This window comes from Nocardia sp. NPDC055165, from assembly GCF_053606985.1.
In genome coordinates this window covers 1-16,850 of record NZ_JBSGSS010000008.1, presented here as the reverse complement: position 1 = coordinate 16,850, position 16,850 = coordinate 1, and the positions used below count along the sequence as shown (strand labels likewise).

Here is a 16,850-nt window from a genome sequence, read left to right as displayed (position 1 = left end):
CGCCTCGTTCGGTGCGGACAGCCGAGCAGGCCGCGCTGAGCGACTACCTGGCTTGCAGGAACTGCCCGGCGTGCACCCTGGTGCCGAATCCTTCGGCGAAAACACCGTATTCGTAGAGCACGTGCCCGGCCACGATCGTGGCCGCGACGGCGCGGTCGTTGCGGTTGACCATGCGGTCGACCCCGTCGAGGCCGGGCATGGGCGATTCGGCGTAGGCGGCACTGGAACCGTCGAAGCCGGCAGGGTCGATGATCGCGATATCGGCGCGCGACCCGAGGGTCAGGTGTCCGGCGTCGAGCCCGTACCAATCGGCCAACTCGCCGGTGAGGCGATGCACCGCGGCCTCGAGGGGCATGAATTTGCGGGTGTGTACCCGCTCGAGCATCCGGACCCCGAAGTTGTAGAAGGCCATATTGCGCAGGTGGGCGCCGGAATCAGCGAACCCGACCTGCACTTGGGCCGATTGCTGGAGTCGATCGAGCACATCGTCGCGGTCATTGGCGATGGTGGTGCGCCAGCGCAGGTCCGTACCGTAGGCCACCGCCAGATCCAGCAGCGCGTCGACCGGGGAGACGCCCCGCTCGACGGCGACCGAACCGAACGACTTTCCCACCACCGAGGCGTCCGGGCAGGCCACGATCTCGGCGTCGTGCAGGTCGCGATGCCATACCTTGAAGCCGCTCGCCGTCATCTCCTCGCGGAAGCACTCTCGGAAGGTTTCATCGTCCAGCAGTTCGCCGCGGGCGATGACCTCACGAATGTTCAACGCCGCTGCACCGGAACCGAATTCCTCGAACACGACCACGTCGATACCGTCGGCATAGACCTCGAACGGGACCGGTAGGTGCTGCCAGCGGAACCCGTCACCGCCGAGTGTGTTGACGATCTTCGCCGCGGCGATCGCCATGCGTACCACGGTCCGGTCGGCCTTGACGTCGGCGGCACTGATGATGGTGGTCTTGAGCGGCTTGCGCTTTCGGCCCATGCTCTGGGCGAAGTAGCGCGCCATCTCCGAGCGTTTGGCGAGATTGGGTGTGCTCTGATGGATCCGGCCACGCGCGCGCAGCAGCGCGTTGAGCGCACCGAATTCGCGCCAACTGGCATAGGTCGAGGGCAGCAACCGTGCCGGCCAGCGGGTCCCCTCCAGCTTGGAGAACGAGCTGCGGATCGTGGAAAGACCGACGAATCCGGCATCGAGGGCGGCGGTCAGCATGGCTTTCATCCGTGCCAGCTCGGCGTCGGTGGGGACGACACCCGACGAGGTCGCGCGATCCAAACCCATGACCGCGGCACGGATGTCGGAGTGCCCGAGAAATCCGGCGATATTGCAACCGAGCGGTAGTGCGTTGATGGCATCGACGTAGGACTGGGGATCGGTCCAGGTCTTGTGCTCCTTGACCGCGGAATGCACTGCGTCCCAAGGCAATGCCTCGACGCGGGCGAACAGGTCGGCGCAGTCGTCGGCGTCGGCATAGACAGTCGAGAGCGAACAATTGCCGAGCACGACCGAGGTGACTCCGTGCCGCACGCTCTCACCCAGGCCCGGCGATCCCAGGACCTCGGCGTCGTAGTGGGTGTGTACATCGAGCATGCCGGGGATCACCCATTTGCCGGTGGCGTCGATCTCGCGCTCGGCAGTCGCCGGCTCGATGATCCCGAGCGCGACGATCTTGCCTTCACGCACGCCGATATCAGTGCGAACGGGTGCCGACCCCGCACCGTCGAACACGGTGCCGTTGCGGATGACGAGCGAATAATGCGACATCAGAACCCCTCGATACTGGCGAGTATTGAAATTTCGATACTCGCGAGTATCGTCAGCGTGGTGACCACAGTCAACCCCCGAATCCGCACTCCTCGCGCCGAAGTACGGGAACGAGTCCTGGCCGCGGCCCTGTCCGAGTTCGCAGGCAAAGGGTTCGTCGGCACCACGATCGACGCGATCGCCGACGTCGCCGGATTCACCAAGGGCGCCGTCTACTCCAACTTCGGCTCCAAAGACGACTTGTTCTTCGCGCTGCTCGACCAGCAGATCAGTCGACGGATCGAGGCGGTCACCGCGCTGGCCGACGCCGCAGCCACTCGCCCCACGATCACAGCGATCGGCGATCTGCTGATGCAGGGCATGCTCGACAACCGAGACTGGCAGCTGCTGTTCACCGAATACTGGCTGCGCGCGCTCCGAGACGAGTCGGTCCGCGAGAGATTCGTACAGCACCGTCGTATCGTCCGCGCCGCGATCGCGGAGGCGGTCGAGCGCTTGGATCTCGGAACCGAGATCGACCCCGCCACGACCGCCGTCCTGGTGCTGGCACTCAACAGCGGGCTCTCGATAGAGGAATTCACCGAACCCGGTGTCGTGCCCGCAGACCTGTTCGGCACCGTCCTGCAAGCCGTCACAGCACAGCGATGACATGAGCCCGCCGACTACCTCGGCACCTGGCAGACCAGCATCTCGTTGGCACCCGCCTGAAATTCGTAGTCGACCTCCGCGATTCGGCTGCTGATACCTGATTCGGCAAGATCGGCGAGCAACTTCTCGAGCTGCGGGTAGCGCTCCGACGAACCGATGGGAGTCAGGGGAAACAGCCGGATCTCGGTGGTGGCGACGCGTGCGAGTTCCATGATGGATTGGTGATGGAAGGTGTAGTCGAGGTCGTCGGCGTAGCTGAAGAGCAGATGGGAGCTCAGGGCCAGGTCGAAGGTGTTGTCGGCGAACGGGAGTGTGGGCAGGCGGCCCGGGATGTAGTGGTGGGGGGAGGTGCGGGTGTGGGTGGCGAAGTGTTGTGCCGACTCGCGGCGGGCGCGGTGGTGTTCGTCGGGGTCGGCGAAGAAGGTCCAGCGGTAGGCGTCGGCGTGCTCGCGGACGTATCTGTTGCCGCGGTCGGCTTCGGCGACCGCGGTGGCGGCCACTCGGTCGAGACCATCGTCGAAATAGGCTACATCGCAGGCGGTGACATCACCGCCGCGTCGACTGACCTCGGCGGCGAAGCCGGCCGCCCCACCCGGGCAGTCCAGAATTCGGCGCCCGAGATCGTCGTCGGTGAGCGCGAACATCGCCCGGTACTCGTGCAGGGAGCGCGAGCTGACGAGGATCTCGCCGAACCCTCCGGTCCCCGTAGACGCGTCGTTGTCGATCATGGTCGTCCTTCCGTTCCAGGACCGCCCGTGGGGCCGGAACAGATGTCGTCACGACAGATCTGGCCACCCTCGGGGCGGCCGCGCACAACTCGGTCAGCCGCTAGGTCAGCGGCCACCACTGTTGCGCGAACATCATCACCCGGTGATTGAACCACGTGGAAGTTCGCTCGAGTAGGAGATTTTCACCGCCGTAGCGGATCATGTGGCGGTGAATCAAGATCGATTGAGGGTCAGGGCGACGGAATTCGCCGGCACACTCGAGGTCCGGATGCTGGTGTGGCGTCCGGTCGTGGTGATCTGCGGTCTGACATGAATCCGACCGAGCTCGCAGCGGATCTGGATGAGCGACAGTTCGCCCGGTACGAATGTCCCTGCTGCGAAGAGCCGATCGAGCGCACCTGGAACATGGTCACCCGCGACGGAATCGCCTACGCGGCGTACTTCGCCAACAGCTACCACCACACCGACCAGGCCCATGACACCTGGATCGACGTCATCCTGGGAACCTGGGATACCGAATCCGCAGACGATCATGTGACTTTCGGTTGTCGCGTCGGCCCGGTCCAGAGCAACCCGTACCCGGCGGCGACCCTGGTCCAGGCCTGCTTGGACGGATCCGCCGACGACGTCCACGGAGTGGTGCTCTCGCGCGCGGACGGCTTGGTCCACCCCCGCCTCCCGGAGTTCTGGGACGTCGTCGACTTCGTCTTGGCCAACGACCCGACCGTCACCGCACACCTGTACCAGTAGACAAGGGGTCACCCGGTGTGGATGACCCCTCGCCGCTCAGCCGAGTGGACTGTGCCCCAGCAGAACTCGGCCGCTGAAGCGGGTCTGCTTCGCGCGAGGCAGTGGGTGGAATTGGCAGCCGTGGATGTCACGGTAGAGGCGTTCGAGGTCGCAGGCGCGGGAATAGCCTGCGCCGCCGGTGGTTTCGATCGCCAGGCGGACGGTGGTGATGAGCGCGTCGGCCGCGACGGTCTTGCGGCTGAGGGTGCGGGCGGCGTAGGCATCGGTGTTGGGGAAGCTCAGGTTCTCCGAGGCGGTGAACATGGCGGCGACGAGGTCCTCGGCGGTGGTGTAGGCGTTGAGCATCTCACCCGCCGACTGGACCGTGTGGGCGCCGGAACGGCCTTCCAGCAGACGCGCGGTGAGCTCGACAGCAGCGTCCGCGACACCGAGATAGGCGGCCAGCACCAGCGGAAGCGCCGCACCGATCACCACATTCAGCACCGGCGGCCACGGACCCGCCGGGCGAGTCATCGAGATCGCGGCATCGGGCACGAACACCTCGTCGAGCACGACCGTGTGCGACCCACTCGCCCGCAAACCGAACGAATCCCAGGTCTTGTCGATGCTCACGCCCGCGGCGGCCAACGGGATCGCGAAATGCAGCACCTCACCGTCGCAGCGGACACTGGTGACGAGCACATCACCCACCTCACACCCACTCGCGGGCGCCTTACGCGCACTCACCCGATACCCACCCTCGACGCGCACCGCCTGCCCGTTGGAATCGACCCAATCCGAGGCGCCCGTACTGACCAGAATCGCACCGCCGGCCACCTTCGCGAACACCGCCGAAGCGTCCACCCCATGGTTGTGCCGCCACACCTGCGCGGCCACCAGGTGTGAGTGCATCGCGAACGCGACCGCCGTCGACGGATCGTGCCTGCCGAGTTCGCGCAGGATCTCCCCCATCTCCCGATGAGAGGCGCCCCCACCGCCGAACTCGACCGGCACGAGCGCCGCGGACAGTCCGCTCGCTCGCAATCGATCGAACGCGGCGACAGAGATTTCGCCGGTGCGGTCCCGCTCAGGGACCTCGAGACGCAAGGTTTCACCGATCTCGCGGGCCACCGATACCCGGTCGGTGCTGGACGTGGTGTCAGAAATTGTGGAAGTCATGTTTCGAAGTTAGAAAGCGCCGCGATAACCAGATAGTCCAGAAAGTGGACTCTCCCGGTCCAGAAAGTGGACCCCGTCGGTGTGACGGAGGAGCAATTGCCGACCGCTGAGGTGCCCATGACAATCACGACCGCAGGCTATGGCCAGTACTGTCCGATCTCGCGTGCTCTCGACGTGCTCGGCGAACGCTGGTCGTTGCTCATCCTGCGCGACCTGTTCCTCGGCACCACCCGCTTCAACGACCTCGCCCGCGGGCTGCCGGGGCTGTCGCGCAGCCTGCTCGCCAAACGCCTGCGCCAGTTCGAACGGGCCGGACTCATCGAGAAACTCGGCACCGAACACCTGCTCACCGAAGCCGGCGGCCAGCTCGAGCCCATTCTGTTCGGCCTCGGCGAATGGGGCGCACGCTGGACCTTCGGCGCGCCACAGGAGGAAGAACTCGACGCCGCCCTGCTCGTGTGGTGGATGCACACCCGCGTCGACACCTCCATGCTGCCAGGCCGACGGCAGGTGCTGCACGTCCGGTTCACCGACGACGTTCGTCGCTTCTGGATCGTGGTCGAAGGCGCGGTGCCCTCGGTGTGTGAGACCGATCCGGGCTATCCCGTCGACGTCACGATCAGCGCGGATGTCGCTGGGCTCTACGAAGTGTGGTTGGGGCGCATGCCGCTCACCCACGCGCAACGCACCGGGCGGATCACCTTCACCGGCCCGCCCGCGCTGACCCGCCGCATGCCCGCGGTGTTGCGGTTGAGTCCGGTGGCCGGATATGTCGCGGCAACTGCGCGCCCCGATCCGCAAGCACGCGCCTCATGAGCCGAAAGGTCTTGCCGTTCAGGTGGATCCGGCTCGCCCGGCGATGCTCATCGCCCAGCGGTACAGCTCTACCGGATCTCCCAGCGTCGCCTGCGATTCAGGCCGCACGAGGACGCCGTTCGCCGCTGACAACAGATCGTACAAACCCAGATACACCCACTCCCACAGCATGCTGTCGAAGTTGTAGGACATCATCGCCCGTTCGACGCGCCCACGGATCTCGGCGATCTCCTTCGACTCCAGTCCCACCCCGTGCAACCGTGCTTCGGTCGCCCGCTGGTCCTCGGCATCGAACCAGGTGTCGAGGAACGGCTCGAGCAGATCAGCCCAGATATCGAGACGTCGATGGATCGCGATCGCGTTGCGTCGGCAGAACTCGTCCAGCCCGGGACGATGCTCAGCGTGCACGAACAGCGTCTCACCGGTGACGGTACGCAGGTATGGGCGTATCGCGCCCGGATCGGCTTCGCTGATCGCGGATACCGCGATCACGCCGTAGGGATACACCGACGCGTCCGCGAAAGGGTAGTCGACGAACCGGATTTCCGTGTCGGCGATGACCACCTGCATCGGTCCATGATGTCGGCTGGCGCAGGCTCCGACCGGGTGCCATGAACTATATGGAACAAAACGTGGCGGTAATCACTACTTGCCACGTCATGTTGGCAGCCGCCGTAATCAAAACGTTAGGATTCGACCATGGTGCGTACCGGAGCAGTAACCTCAGAGCCGTACGAACCGAATGTGCCTCTGCCCCAACAGCATCCGGCCCGTCTCGAACTGGTCAGCGAAGCTCCCGAGACTGCCTCGGCGCCTGATCGCGAGGTCGACGACCACTTCCCGCGCCTGGGCGATACCAGCTTCCTCACCGGCGCGGCCCGCCACCGCCTCGCGGCCTACATCCACACCCAGCTCGCCGAACTCGAAGAGATGCCGTGACCGCACGCCGATGACATAAGCTGCGACACCGGCAATCATCGGCGGCAGAGGCGATTCACGCGGAGGAGTGGCGAGCTTGAGCGACGCATCGGTGGTGCTTCCCGAGCAGGTCCGCACCGAACTACGCCGCGGAGTGCGCAGCGTCCTCGTCGACACCGCAGCCCTGCGCCTGGTCCGCGAACGCTTCGACGACACCCAGGCAGGCGCACTGCGCCGCTACCTCGAAGCGTCCCAATCGGCGAACACTCTGCGCGCCTACCGAACCGACTGGATCGCCTGGGCAGGCTGGTGCGCGGCCGAACACCGACAGGCCCTGCCCGCCGACCCACTCGACGTAGCCGTCTACCTGGCCGCCTCCGCCGACGCCCGACGCGAAAACGGCACATGGGCGTTCAGCCCGGCCACCCTGGATCGCAAGTCCGCCGCCATCGCCGCAGTCCACGCCGCCAACGGACTCCCCTCACCGACCCGCTCCGACGTCGTGCGACTCACCCTGCGCGGCATCCGCCGCACCCGCCGCACCCCGCCGACCCGGAAACGCCCGGTCCTGCTGCACACCCTCGACCAACTTCTCGCCGAACTCCCCGCACCCGCCTGGCCCACTGAACCCGCGCGCCGGCGAGACGGTCTGGCGTTGCTGGTCGGCTTCGCCGGCGCACTGCGGCGCAGCGAACTCGCGGGCCTGCGCATCAGCGACGTACACGTACGCACCGACCACACCACCGGCGAACCGCTGCTCGTCGTGCACCTGCCGACAACCAAGACCGACCCGACCGGCATCGCCGAACAGCGCATCGCTCTACCCCGCGGCAAACACCCACGCACCTGCCCGATCTGCGCGTTCGCCGACTGGGTCCGCCTGCTGGAAGTCCACGCCGACACCGGCGACGAGGGCACACGATCCTGGACGGCGAACAACCTCGCCGCCGACACCGCGATCCATCGCTGCCACGGCTTCACCGGCACCCGGCTCAGCACCGACACCGACCGCGCGCTGTTCCCCACCATCAACCGGCACGGCTCGATCGGCGACACCGCGCTGTCCGGCCGGGCCGTGGCCGAACTGGTCAAGCGCTACGCGGCTCGCGCGGGCCTCGACCCCGACCTGTTCTCCGGGCATTCCCTGCGCGCGGGCTTCGCCACCCAGGCCGCCCTCGGCGGCGCCAGCGACCGCGAGATCATGCGCCAGGGACGCTGGGCCAACCCCCGCACCGTCCACGGCTACATCCGCACCGCGAATCCGCTCGAAGACAACGCCGTCACCAAACTCGGCCTCTGAACCAGCCCGTGCGGCGGCAATCGGCCGTCAGCGCCGCACAACGCGATCGAAGCTCGCGAGCCACCGACAATGCCCTCTGATCAGACGATCCGGTCGAGTCGGAAGATGCGGAACTCGCGACCTCCCGAGCGCTGGAACTCCATCTCGTAGCCCGGCCAGAATTCCACGGCCTGGTCCCACACCCGCTTACGCTCGACACCGGCGATCTCGGTGACCGACACCGGGAACGCGGAGCTGCCGTCGAAGCGCGCCGATGCCGTGCGGGCCGCGCGCAGGTTCGCCGACCAGGCCGGATGCTCCGGCTTGCCCCAGTTCGAGCCAACCAGATAGAAGCCGTCGCCGTCGGGCACACACAGCAGCGAGGTGGTGCGCGGCTGTCCCGACTTGCGCCCGACCACCGTGATCTCGATCGACGGGAGCCCGGCCAGATCGAGCACACCCCACCGACCGCCGCTGAGCCTGCGCAACAGCCGCTCGGTCGGCAGAACAACGCCGGCGCCACGCATCACCCAGGGCTGCGACGCGAACACGCGCGCAAAGCCCGGCAAGGGATTCCAAACCATCCCCGAATCCTGGCTCGAGCGAACCCGGTTCGCCCACTCACGACGGTGTGCTGAGAGCCAACTCACTCGGTGTGCTGGACGACCGATCGCCGCAGGCGGACCATAGGGGCATGGACGAGGCCCGAAACGAAGCCCGGCGCATCGCGGCGCAGGCCGAAATCGGCAAACACGGGCGGCTCGTTCGCGGCCCTCGCGACGGCAAGCTGCTCAGCGCGGGCATGCTGCCGTTCTTCCGCCGCCGCACACCGCGTGGGTACGGGATTCTGACCACCACGGGGCGCAAGACCGGTCTTCCGCGCCCGAAGTGCGTCCGGATCCTGCGCGACGGCGATCGCGCGTACCTGGTCCAGTTGATGCCGCCGCACGTGACGGTTGAGCAGCCCGGCGCGGTCAATTCCTGGCTGCTCAACGTCCGCGCCGATCCGCACGTCACAGTGAAGCTGCCCGACGGCACCCACAGCGGAATTGCCAGGGAGATCACCGACCCGGCCGAACTCGCCACCGCGCGCGCTCTGCTGTGCGACACCGTCGTGCTGGTCGACTTCGGCGAATGCACGCTTCACCTGCGCGGTATGCCCTCACGGGCAAAGATCCGGCGACTGCACGAGTACTGGTTCGACACCGGCCGTGCGGTAGCCGTCGACCTCGCGGTCTAACGGAAGCCCCTCCCCTGTCTGTGCTGGTGAGTTTATCTTTTCGTTAGAACATGTCGTGGATTGAGCGATGTTTGGGGTCATGATGAGGTGACACCTAAGTAGATGCGCATATCTACGTAACCACATGTGATTATGGTGACGTTCCAGCCTCGCCGCTCCGCCTTAATTCCCCGCACCGTTCCCCTCGATGTCGCACACTGATCTCACTCCCCTCCCCTAGCCCGCCAGGAGTGCCATGCCCTCCCCCAGTGGTCGACGCATCCTCGCTACGTTCGCTGTGGCCGCTTCGGCCCTGCTCACAACCGGCCCCTCCCCCGCTCTCGCCCGACCACCCGCACCGGCTCACCTGGCGCCCCTCGGACCCGAATTCCTGTGGGGCGTGGCAGCTTCCGGCTTTCAGGCCGAAGGTGATGCGCCGGACAGCAATTGGCGCCGCTATGTCGAATCGGGGAGCACGGCCGACCCCTACCTGAACTCGGTCGACTTCCGCGCTCGATACCGCTCCGACATCGCCCTTGCCGCGAAACTCGGTGTGCGGGTATACCGCATCGGCATCGAGTGGGCCCGGGTTCAACCGCAACCCGGAATCTGGGACGACGCGGCGCTCGCGTTCTACGACGATGTCATCGCGGCCGTCACCGAGGCCGGAATGCGGCCGATGCTGACCCTCGACCACTGGGTGTACCCGGGCTGGGCAGCCGACCGCGGCGGCTGGCGCGATCCGGAGATCGTGGCGAACTGGCTGTCCAACGCCCGCCGCGTCGTCGACCGGTACGCCGGCACCGACCCGTTGTGGGTGACGTTCAACGAGCCCACGTTCTATCTGGTCAACGATCTGCGGCACGGCGGCATCGGCGCGGCCGACGTACTGACGATGGGTGAACGAATCACCCAGGCCCACAACAGCATCTACGACTACATCCACGCCGTACACCCCGGCGCTCAGGTGACCAGCAACGTCGCCTACATCCCCAGCGTCGACGACGCGGTCAGCGGACCCCTGCTCGACCGGATCTCCGCCCGCCTGGACTACATCGGCATCGACTACTACTACGGTTTCTCCCCCGCACAGCTGCAAGTCCCCGATCCTGACCGCCTCTGGACGATTCCGCTGCAACCCGAAGGCATCTACTACGCGCTCGACCACTACGCGCGGAAGTTCCCCGGCCGCCCGCTCTACATCGTCGAAAACGGCATCCCCACCGAGAACGGCCGCCCGCGCGCCGACGGCTACACCCGCGCGGATTCGCTCCGCGACACCGTCTACTGGCTGCAGCGCGCCGCCGCCGACGGCATCCCGGTGATGGGCTACAACTACTGGAGCCTGACCGACAACTACGAATGGGGCTCCTACACACCACGTTTCGGCCTTTACACCGTCGACGTGCTCACCGACCCGACGCTGACCCGCACACCGACCGACGCGGTCGCGGCCTACCGGGCGATCACCACGGCGGGAGGCGTCGGCCCCGACTACCGGCCGACGCGCCCCGTCGCTGCGTGCTCGCTCGTCGACGGACTCGACAGTTGCACCGATCCGGTGTCGGTCCCCCGGTAGGGGTTTGAAGCGTCAACGTTTGCTCTACACTCGGGCGGGTGTCGAGCACAGCGTCACGCCCCTCCAGCGCCGTGAGCGGCAGGCAAGCCCGATGGCAGCCGCACAACGACAGCCGCCGGGAGCGGATCGTGCTGGCCGCGGTCGAGCTGATCGAACAGGCGCCCGCCGGCGTCGAGGTGCCGATCATCCAGATCGCCGAGCACGCGGGGCTCGCGAAATCGGTGGTCTACCGGCAGTTCGCCGGTCGCGACGAGCTGGATCGCCGGATCAGGAGCGAGATCGCCGACCGTTTCGTCGCCGACATCGAGGATGCCCTCGACATCGCCGAGGGATCGATCCACGAAATCCTGGTTCGCACGATCGGCGGCGTCGTCGATTGGATCCAGGACCATCCCCGGCTACACGAGTTCCTGCGGACAGGACCATCGGAGGCCGATCCCGATATCGACGCGATGAGCGCGCTGATCGACACCCTCGCGGGTTCGACCAGGGCGCTCGTCACCGGCCTGGCCGGTGTCGTGGGCGTGACCGACGAAGCCTCGGCCGACACGATGACCTTCGCCATCGTGTCGATGACCGAGGCCACCGTCACCCGCTGGGCCAACGACCCCGAGCCCGCGCTCACCAGGGATCAGCTCATCGAGGAAGTCGCCTCCTACGCCTGGCACGTGGTCGACGGCGTCGCCCGCCGCCACGGCCTGAACCTCGATCCCGATCAGCAACTCACCGAGATCATCACCCAGCTCGTCGCCGGCAACTGAATCGCCGCCGGGATCCGCTCAGGCGGCGCGCCGCGCGCTGCGTTCGGGCTCGCTGCGGTAGCGCGACGCCGGCCCGTCGATACCGAACTTGCGCCACAGCCACTTGGCGGTCGGGTTCATCAGACCAAGGTCGTTGGCCAGTTTGCGCATGTCGCCGAAGTAGCCCGACAGGATCTGCTGGGAATGCTCCGACTTCCAGAACGCCTGCTCGATGACCTCGCGCGGAATGTCGAACTCGCTCTCGAACGACCGCGGCGGCGCCATGATCTCGTTGGCCAGCCAGCGCATCGCAATCGGGAAGGCCACCGAGCAGACGCCGCGATTGAACTTGCCCATCCGCCCGATGTGCGCGGTGAGGAAGTCACCGGCGAAGGAGATGTGACGCGCTTCCTCGGCGATATGGATCTCCATGGTGCGCAACACCATCGGCGGCATCGTCGCGCCCGCGCGGATCACGGCCTTCTGGTAGTGATCGATCGGTTCCTCGCCGCCGAGGATGCCGATGAACAGGATCGTGTGGGCGTAGCCGCCCGCCACACCGATCAGCGGCGACAACGCGCGAAACAACGGCCGCATGCCGGGCACGTCGACGTCGATGCGGTTGACCAGCTCCTGGAACATCTGGATGTGGTTGCACTCTTCGGTCATCTCGTGCAAGCAGTACCGGAACTCGGGCGACCCGTTCGGCAGCTTCATAATATATTGCATCATGCCGCGGATCAGGATGCTCTCGAAGGCTGCGCCGACCTTGATCGAATTGGCTGTGCGCCATTTGCCGATCTCGATGCGCCGGTCCAGCGGTTGATCGCGGTACCACTGCGTAGCGCCGAGCGGGTCGATCTCCGGCGAGAGGACCCACCGCACGTCGTTCGGGTCAAGGGCGAGCTCGGGCGAATCCCAGTCGATATCGAGGTAGGGATCGAAATGACGGTCGACAGAACCCTGTGACAGGGTTGCCAGCGCCTCTCGGTACTCCTCGGTGATGGGTCCGCCACGGCTCGATTCGGTCAGCGTCATCGGTGCCTCCTCGGTTCGCGTCCGGCGCGCACGGCACTGTTATCGCCGTCACACCGTTCCCCGAGAATAACTGAGACCGTCAGTCCCACACAACCCTGGCGCGATAACGTTTTCTCCCCGCCTATTCGACGAGCAGCACCACCAACTGACGAGCCAGCTCGACATCACCGGGACCACCGAGCCAGATCAGTGGGCGACGTTGATCGAGATGGTCCAGCGCTTCGGGCAGGGATACGAAGACGCGATCGGCGCGCACGACGCAGACCTGGGGCACGGACTCCGAGACGGCGGGTCCACCATCGACATCGAGTGCCAGCGAACCGGTCGAGGCGTCGCCTGCCACCGCATCGCGAACCACCGCGTCACCGGACTCGACCGAATCCGAACCGCTGTGCACGACCTGATGACCCGGCGCGCCGGCCCAGTGATCCAGCCACGCCGGACCCGGCTCGACCGCGGCGAGCACCGTCTGCACGCTCATGCCGTAGAGGACGTCGGCGACCGCGGCGGGTAGGCCCGCTACATCGACGGTGCGCACCAGCGATCCGTACTCGCGCAATCGGTCGACGAACCGCTCGAGCACCTCGGCCCGCTCGGTCGGATCCACGATCGCGTGCCTGCCCGCGGATCGACGCATGGGTACCCGGCGCTCGTCCTCGGGCAGGTCGAGCAGCCCGTCACGGACTCGGCGCAAGATCTCCTCGCGAGAATTCACTCGGGCACTCTCCTTCGTTGGCGACGCCGATGTCGCCGTTCACACATTCCCTCTCCCCACATACCGCGGGAACTCTTCAATTCGCTACCGTACCGACCGGTCCACATGATCCGGGCGCGGCACGACGAAGCCCAGCAGAAGCAGAAGCTGGTCGATGTTCAGGTCGAAGATCTCCGCCCGATCAGCGAAGGTGTCGCGCCCGTACATGTCGAACACGTCGAAGTTCACGGCACCGAAGAGCGTGGTCCACGCGGTGAGGGCGGACGCGATCACCCGATCAGGGGCGGCGAGGCCGAACTGCTCGCGGATCGTCGCGAAATCGGCAGCCGTCCGCGGAGAGATCGCGGGCTCGAGCACGGGGCCGTTGAGCTGACCCAGTCGGTAGGCACCGTCGACGATGCCCAGCAGAATCGCGATCACGCGCACGCCCGGCGCTTCCGTGTCGGCCGCCGGTGCGGCATAGCCGGGGACGGGGGTACCGAAGAGCAGGCCGTACCAGGCGGGTTCGGCCAACGCCCACTCCCGTACCGCTCGCGCGACGACCCGGAATCGGGTCGCGGGGTCGTCGGGTGCGTCGAGCAGGGCCGCGTCCACCGCGTCGCCCAGTGCGTTGTAGCCGTCGACCACCAGCATGGTCAGCAGTTCTTCGCGGCTGCGGACATACCGGTACACCGCCGACGACACCACGCCCAGATCGCGGGCAACCGCGCGCAACGACAACGCCGCCGCACCCTGCGTGGCCAGATGCTCGCGGCCGATGCGTTTGATGTCGGCGATCGTCTGCGCGCGGGCCAGTGCGCGCGGACCCGGCTGGTCGGAGCTCATCGTCCGATCATCGCCCACTCACGGCGCGGGCCGGATCCCGGCGTCCGGCCGTGTCGTCCTCGGCGGCGGCGCGTTCGATCTCGGCGGCCAAGGTCGCGCCGCCGACCGCCCAGGCCGTCGCCAGCAATCGGTCGCGGAAGCGGCTCAGGTCCACGCCCACCCCTTCACCGCCGTACCCGGTGCCCGAGGCGTCGCGCACCGTGCCGACCACCTCGTCGGCGAGATCGGCGATGCGCGACTGGATCAGCGTCCGCAAGACCCCGCTGAGCGTGACGTCGATACCCACGTCGTAGAGGACCAGTGCGGCCTTGAGCATCGTGCGGTCTGCGACGAACCATCGGTGGCCGCGTCGTTCCAGGTACCCCGCCGCGGCGAGTTCGGTGAGCACATCGGTGCCACGCTCCCCCAGCATCGCGGCGAGTTCGACATCGTCGAGGTAGGACGAGCGTTCGATCGACTGTCCCGCGCGCGGATCGAACAGCGTGCGCCAGTCGCCTGCCTGCGGTTCGGTGTCGAATACCTCACGGATGGCGTCCAGCCGCAGCCCGCGTGCCTGCATGGCGACGATGTCGCGCAGCCGGTCCAAGTGCTCGTCGGTGTAGACGACTTCCTTGCCCGCTCGGCCGGGTTTCGGCAGCACGCCGAGCGAGTGGTAGTAGCGGATGGTGCGCGACGCCACGCCGCTGACGTCGGCGAGTTCCGCTCGGGTGTATCGGGCCACCCGACCAGCATAGGTGGGCTCGGAGCCAACGTTGACAGCTCTGGCTGTCGCCATTAGCGTTACCCGCGTCACTGTCGACACCGATCGAGGAGCTCCCCCATGCCCGAGCGCACCACCGATTTCGACGTTCTGATCGTCGGCTCCGGTTTCGGTGGCAGTGTCACCGCACTGCGACTGGTGGAGAAGGGCTACAAGGTCGGCGTCATCGAAGCCGGTCGCCGCTTCGCCGATGACGAACTGCCCAAGACCAGCTGGGACCTGCGCAAATTCGTGTGGGCGCCCAAGCTCGGCTGCTACGGCATCCAGCGCATCCACCCGCTGCGCGACGTCCTGATCCTGGGCGGCGCCGGCGTCGGCGGTGGCTCGCTGAACTACGCCAACACTCTCTACGTGCCGCCGGAGCCGTTCTTCCAGGACCCGCAGTGGCGCGAGATCACCGACTGGCGCAGCGAGCTCACTCCTTATTACGAGCAAGCGAAGAAGATGCTCGGTGTGGTGACAAATCCCCACATGACTCCCGCCGACGAGATCTTCAAGGCCGTCGCCGAGGACATGGGTGTGGGCGAGACGTTCGTGCAGACGCCCGTCGGGGTGTTCTTCGGTACGCCCGGCAAGACCGAGGCCGACCCCTACTTCGGTGGTGCCGGCCCCGAGCGCACCGGCTGCGTGGAATGCGGCGACTGCATGGTCGGCTGTAAGTTCGGCGCCAAGAACACCCTGGTGAAGAACTACCTCTATCTCGCGGAACAGGCCGGCGCACAGGTCATTCCGATGACCACGGTGTCGTCGCTGCGACCGCTGCCCGACGGCACCTGGGATGTGGCCACCGAGCGCACCGGCGCCTGGGTGCGCAAGGCGCCCAAGACCGTGACCGCCAAGCATGTCGTCCTCGCGGCGGGCACGCTCGGCACGCAGAAGTTGCTGCACGCGATGCGCGACGAAGGTGCGCTGCCGAACCTCTCGGACAAGCTCGGCCTGCTCACCCGCACGAACTCCGAGTCGATCGTCGGTGCCGCCACCAAGACGCTCGGGCCCGACCAGGACTTCACCAAGGGCGTCGCGATCACCTCGTCGATCCACCCCACCCCCGACACCCACGTCGAGCCGGTGCGCTACGGCAAGGGCTCGAACTCGATGGGCATGCTGCAAACGCTCATGGTCGACGGCGGCGGGCGGGTGCCGCGATGGCTGCGGTTCCTGGGCCTCGTGCTGTCCAATCCCCTGATATTCCTGCGCTTCATGAGTGTGAAGAACTGGAGCGAGCGCACGATCATCTCCCTCGTCATGCAGCACCTGGACAACTCGATCACCACCTACACCAAGCGCGGACTGTTCGGTGGCCGCAAGCTGACCTCCAAACAGGGCCACGGACAACCGAACCCGACCTGGATCCCGGCGGGCAACGATGTGACCCGCCGGGTCGCGGAGAAGATCGGCGGCGTCGCGGGTGGTACCTGGGGTGATGTGTTCAATGTGCCGATGACCGCGCACTTCCTCGGCGGCGCGGCGATCGGCGCCGACCGTGAGCACGGCGTGATCGACGCCTACCATCGCGTGTACGGCTACCCGACGCTCAGCGTCGTCGACGGAGCCGCCGTGTCGGCCAACCTCGGCGTGAACCCGTCGCTCACCATCACCGCGCAGGCCGAGCGCGCGGCCGCCTACTGGCCGAACAAGGGCGAACTCGACACCCGCCCCGAACAGGACGCCGGCTACACCAAGATCGCCCCGGTCCGCCCCAACCAGCCGGTCGTGCCCGCGGGCGCACCTGCCGCCCTGGTCCTGCCGATCGTCGAGATCCGCAGCTCGGAGAAGACCGCGGGCTGATCAGAACGAACCCGGCCCCGGCCCCGCGGTCACCCACCGCGGGGCTGGACACCGAGTCGTGAGGAGAGATCATGGCGGCCGGATGGCGGTTCGTCCATCTCGCGGTGCTGCGGCCGCTGCTCAC

At 66.8% G+C, this 16,850-nt stretch carries 18 protein-coding genes; 9 read left to right on the top strand and 9 right to left on the bottom strand.

The window, feature by feature from the left end:
- Nucleotides 1-43 precede the first annotated feature (43 nt).
- Nucleotides 44-1,765 carry an N-acyl-D-amino-acid deacylase family protein gene (locus tag ACWFRF_RS17810; protein ID WP_452451022.1) on the bottom strand — a complete coding sequence of 574 codons (1,722 nt, stop codon included), beginning with the start codon at nucleotides 1,763-1,765 and terminating at the stop codon, nucleotides 44-46.
- Between the two features lie 60 nt (nucleotides 1,766-1,825).
- Between ACWFRF_RS17810 and ACWFRF_RS17805 the strand changes: the two genes are divergently transcribed.
- A complete protein-coding gene (locus ACWFRF_RS17805; RefSeq protein WP_452451020.1) occupies nucleotides 1,826-2,413 on the top strand; it encodes a TetR/AcrR family transcriptional regulator in 588 nt (195 codons plus the stop codon).
- Nucleotides 2,414-2,427: 14 nt separating this feature from the next.
- On the opposite strand, the gene ACWFRF_RS17800 is transcribed toward ACWFRF_RS17805, so the two are convergent.
- The gene (locus tag ACWFRF_RS17800) at nucleotides 2,428-3,141 is read right to left on the bottom strand and encodes a hypothetical protein (RefSeq protein ID WP_452451018.1); all 714 of its coding nucleotides are present in this window, start codon (nucleotides 3,139-3,141) and stop codon (nucleotides 2,428-2,430) included.
- A gap of 309 nt (nucleotides 3,142-3,450) precedes the next feature.
- On the opposite strand from ACWFRF_RS17800, the gene ACWFRF_RS17795 reads away from it, so the two are divergent.
- Nucleotides 3,451-3,891 (top strand): hypothetical protein, encoded by a 441-nt coding sequence (locus ACWFRF_RS17795; protein ID WP_378991663.1) that lies wholly within the window; start codon nucleotides 3,451-3,453, stop codon nucleotides 3,889-3,891.
- 36 nt (nucleotides 3,892-3,927) lie between these two features.
- On the opposite strand, the gene ACWFRF_RS17790 is transcribed toward ACWFRF_RS17795, so the two are convergent.
- Nucleotides 3,928-5,049, bottom strand: a complete 1,122-nt coding sequence (locus tag ACWFRF_RS17790; RefSeq protein WP_452451016.1) for an acyl-CoA dehydrogenase family protein — start codon at nucleotides 5,047-5,049, stop codon at nucleotides 3,928-3,930.
- A gap of 117 nt (nucleotides 5,050-5,166) precedes the next feature.
- Here ACWFRF_RS17790 and ACWFRF_RS17785 point away from each other — a divergent pair, with 117 nt between their 5' ends.
- The gene (locus ACWFRF_RS17785; RefSeq protein WP_452451014.1) at nucleotides 5,167-5,865 is read left to right on the top strand and encodes a winged helix-turn-helix transcriptional regulator; all 699 of its coding nucleotides are present in this window, start codon (nucleotides 5,167-5,169) and stop codon (nucleotides 5,863-5,865) included.
- Between the two features lie 18 nt (nucleotides 5,866-5,883).
- Here the strand turns inward: ACWFRF_RS17785 and ACWFRF_RS17780 are convergent, their stop codons facing one another.
- Nucleotides 5,884-6,435: a hypothetical protein gene (locus ACWFRF_RS17780; RefSeq protein ID WP_452451013.1), complete on the bottom strand. Its 552-nt coding sequence runs from the start codon at nucleotides 6,433-6,435 to the stop codon at nucleotides 5,884-5,886.
- A 174-nt stretch (nucleotides 6,436-6,609) separates the two neighbouring features.
- Here ACWFRF_RS17780 and ACWFRF_RS17775 point away from each other — a divergent pair, with 174 nt between their 5' ends.
- Together ACWFRF_RS17775 and ACWFRF_RS17770 are read left to right on the top strand one after the other, a co-directional pair.
- Nucleotides 6,610-6,804 carry a hypothetical protein gene (locus ACWFRF_RS17775; protein ID WP_379314812.1) on the top strand — a complete coding sequence of 65 codons (195 nt, stop codon included), beginning with the start codon at nucleotides 6,610-6,612 and terminating at the stop codon, nucleotides 6,802-6,804.
- Nucleotides 6,805-6,880: 76 nt separating this feature from the next.
- Nucleotides 6,881-8,083: a site-specific integrase gene (locus ACWFRF_RS17770; RefSeq protein ID WP_452451011.1), complete on the top strand. Its 1,203-nt coding sequence runs from the start codon at nucleotides 6,881-6,883 to the stop codon at nucleotides 8,081-8,083.
- Nucleotides 8,084-8,163: 80 nt separating this feature from the next.
- On the opposite strand, the gene ACWFRF_RS17765 is transcribed toward ACWFRF_RS17770, so the two are convergent.
- Complete coding sequence (locus tag ACWFRF_RS17765) at nucleotides 8,164-8,646, bottom strand: nitroreductase family deazaflavin-dependent oxidoreductase (RefSeq protein ID WP_378991654.1); 483 nt, start codon at nucleotides 8,644-8,646, stop codon at nucleotides 8,164-8,166.
- Nucleotides 8,647-8,756: 110 nt separating this feature from the next.
- Between ACWFRF_RS17765 and ACWFRF_RS17760 the strand changes: the two genes are divergently transcribed.
- The 3 genes from ACWFRF_RS17760 (at nucleotide 8,757) to ACWFRF_RS17750 (ending at nucleotide 11,621) form a co-directional block, all read left to right on the top strand.
- Entirely contained in the window at nucleotides 8,757-9,302 is a 546-nt protein-coding gene (locus ACWFRF_RS17760; protein ID WP_452451009.1) for a nitroreductase/quinone reductase family protein, read from the top strand.
- Between the two features lie 235 nt (nucleotides 9,303-9,537).
- Nucleotides 9,538-10,860 (top strand): family 1 glycosylhydrolase, encoded by a 1,323-nt coding sequence (locus ACWFRF_RS17755; protein WP_452451007.1) that lies wholly within the window; start codon nucleotides 9,538-9,540, stop codon nucleotides 10,858-10,860.
- Nucleotides 10,861-10,898: 38 nt separating this feature from the next.
- Nucleotides 10,899-11,621, top strand: a complete 723-nt coding sequence (locus ACWFRF_RS17750; RefSeq protein WP_452451006.1) for a TetR/AcrR family transcriptional regulator — start codon at nucleotides 10,899-10,901, stop codon at nucleotides 11,619-11,621.
- 18 nt (nucleotides 11,622-11,639) lie between these two features.
- Here the strand turns inward: ACWFRF_RS17750 and ACWFRF_RS17745 are convergent, their stop codons facing one another.
- From ACWFRF_RS17745 to ACWFRF_RS17730, 4 genes are all read right to left on the bottom strand, one after another.
- Nucleotides 11,640-12,638, bottom strand: coding sequence for an AurF N-oxygenase family protein (locus ACWFRF_RS17745; RefSeq protein WP_452451005.1), 999 nt, complete (start codon nucleotides 12,636-12,638; stop codon nucleotides 11,640-11,642).
- 121 nt (nucleotides 12,639-12,759) lie between these two features.
- Nucleotides 12,760-13,353, bottom strand: coding sequence for a hypothetical protein (locus ACWFRF_RS17740; protein WP_378991646.1), 594 nt, complete (start codon nucleotides 13,351-13,353; stop codon nucleotides 12,760-12,762).
- Nucleotides 13,354-13,437: 84 nt separating this feature from the next.
- Complete coding sequence (locus ACWFRF_RS17735) at nucleotides 13,438-14,178, bottom strand: TetR/AcrR family transcriptional regulator (RefSeq protein ID WP_452451003.1); 741 nt, start codon at nucleotides 14,176-14,178, stop codon at nucleotides 13,438-13,440.
- A 7-nt stretch (nucleotides 14,179-14,185) separates the two neighbouring features.
- Nucleotides 14,186-14,899, bottom strand: a complete 714-nt coding sequence (locus tag ACWFRF_RS17730) for a MerR family transcriptional regulator (RefSeq protein WP_452451002.1) — start codon at nucleotides 14,897-14,899, stop codon at nucleotides 14,186-14,188.
- A 99-nt stretch (nucleotides 14,900-14,998) separates the two neighbouring features.
- Between ACWFRF_RS17730 and ACWFRF_RS17725 the strand changes: the two genes are divergently transcribed.
- A complete protein-coding gene (locus ACWFRF_RS17725) occupies nucleotides 14,999-16,726 on the top strand; it encodes a GMC oxidoreductase (protein WP_378991642.1) in 1,728 nt (575 codons plus the stop codon).
- Nucleotides 16,727-16,850 lie beyond the last annotated feature (124 nt).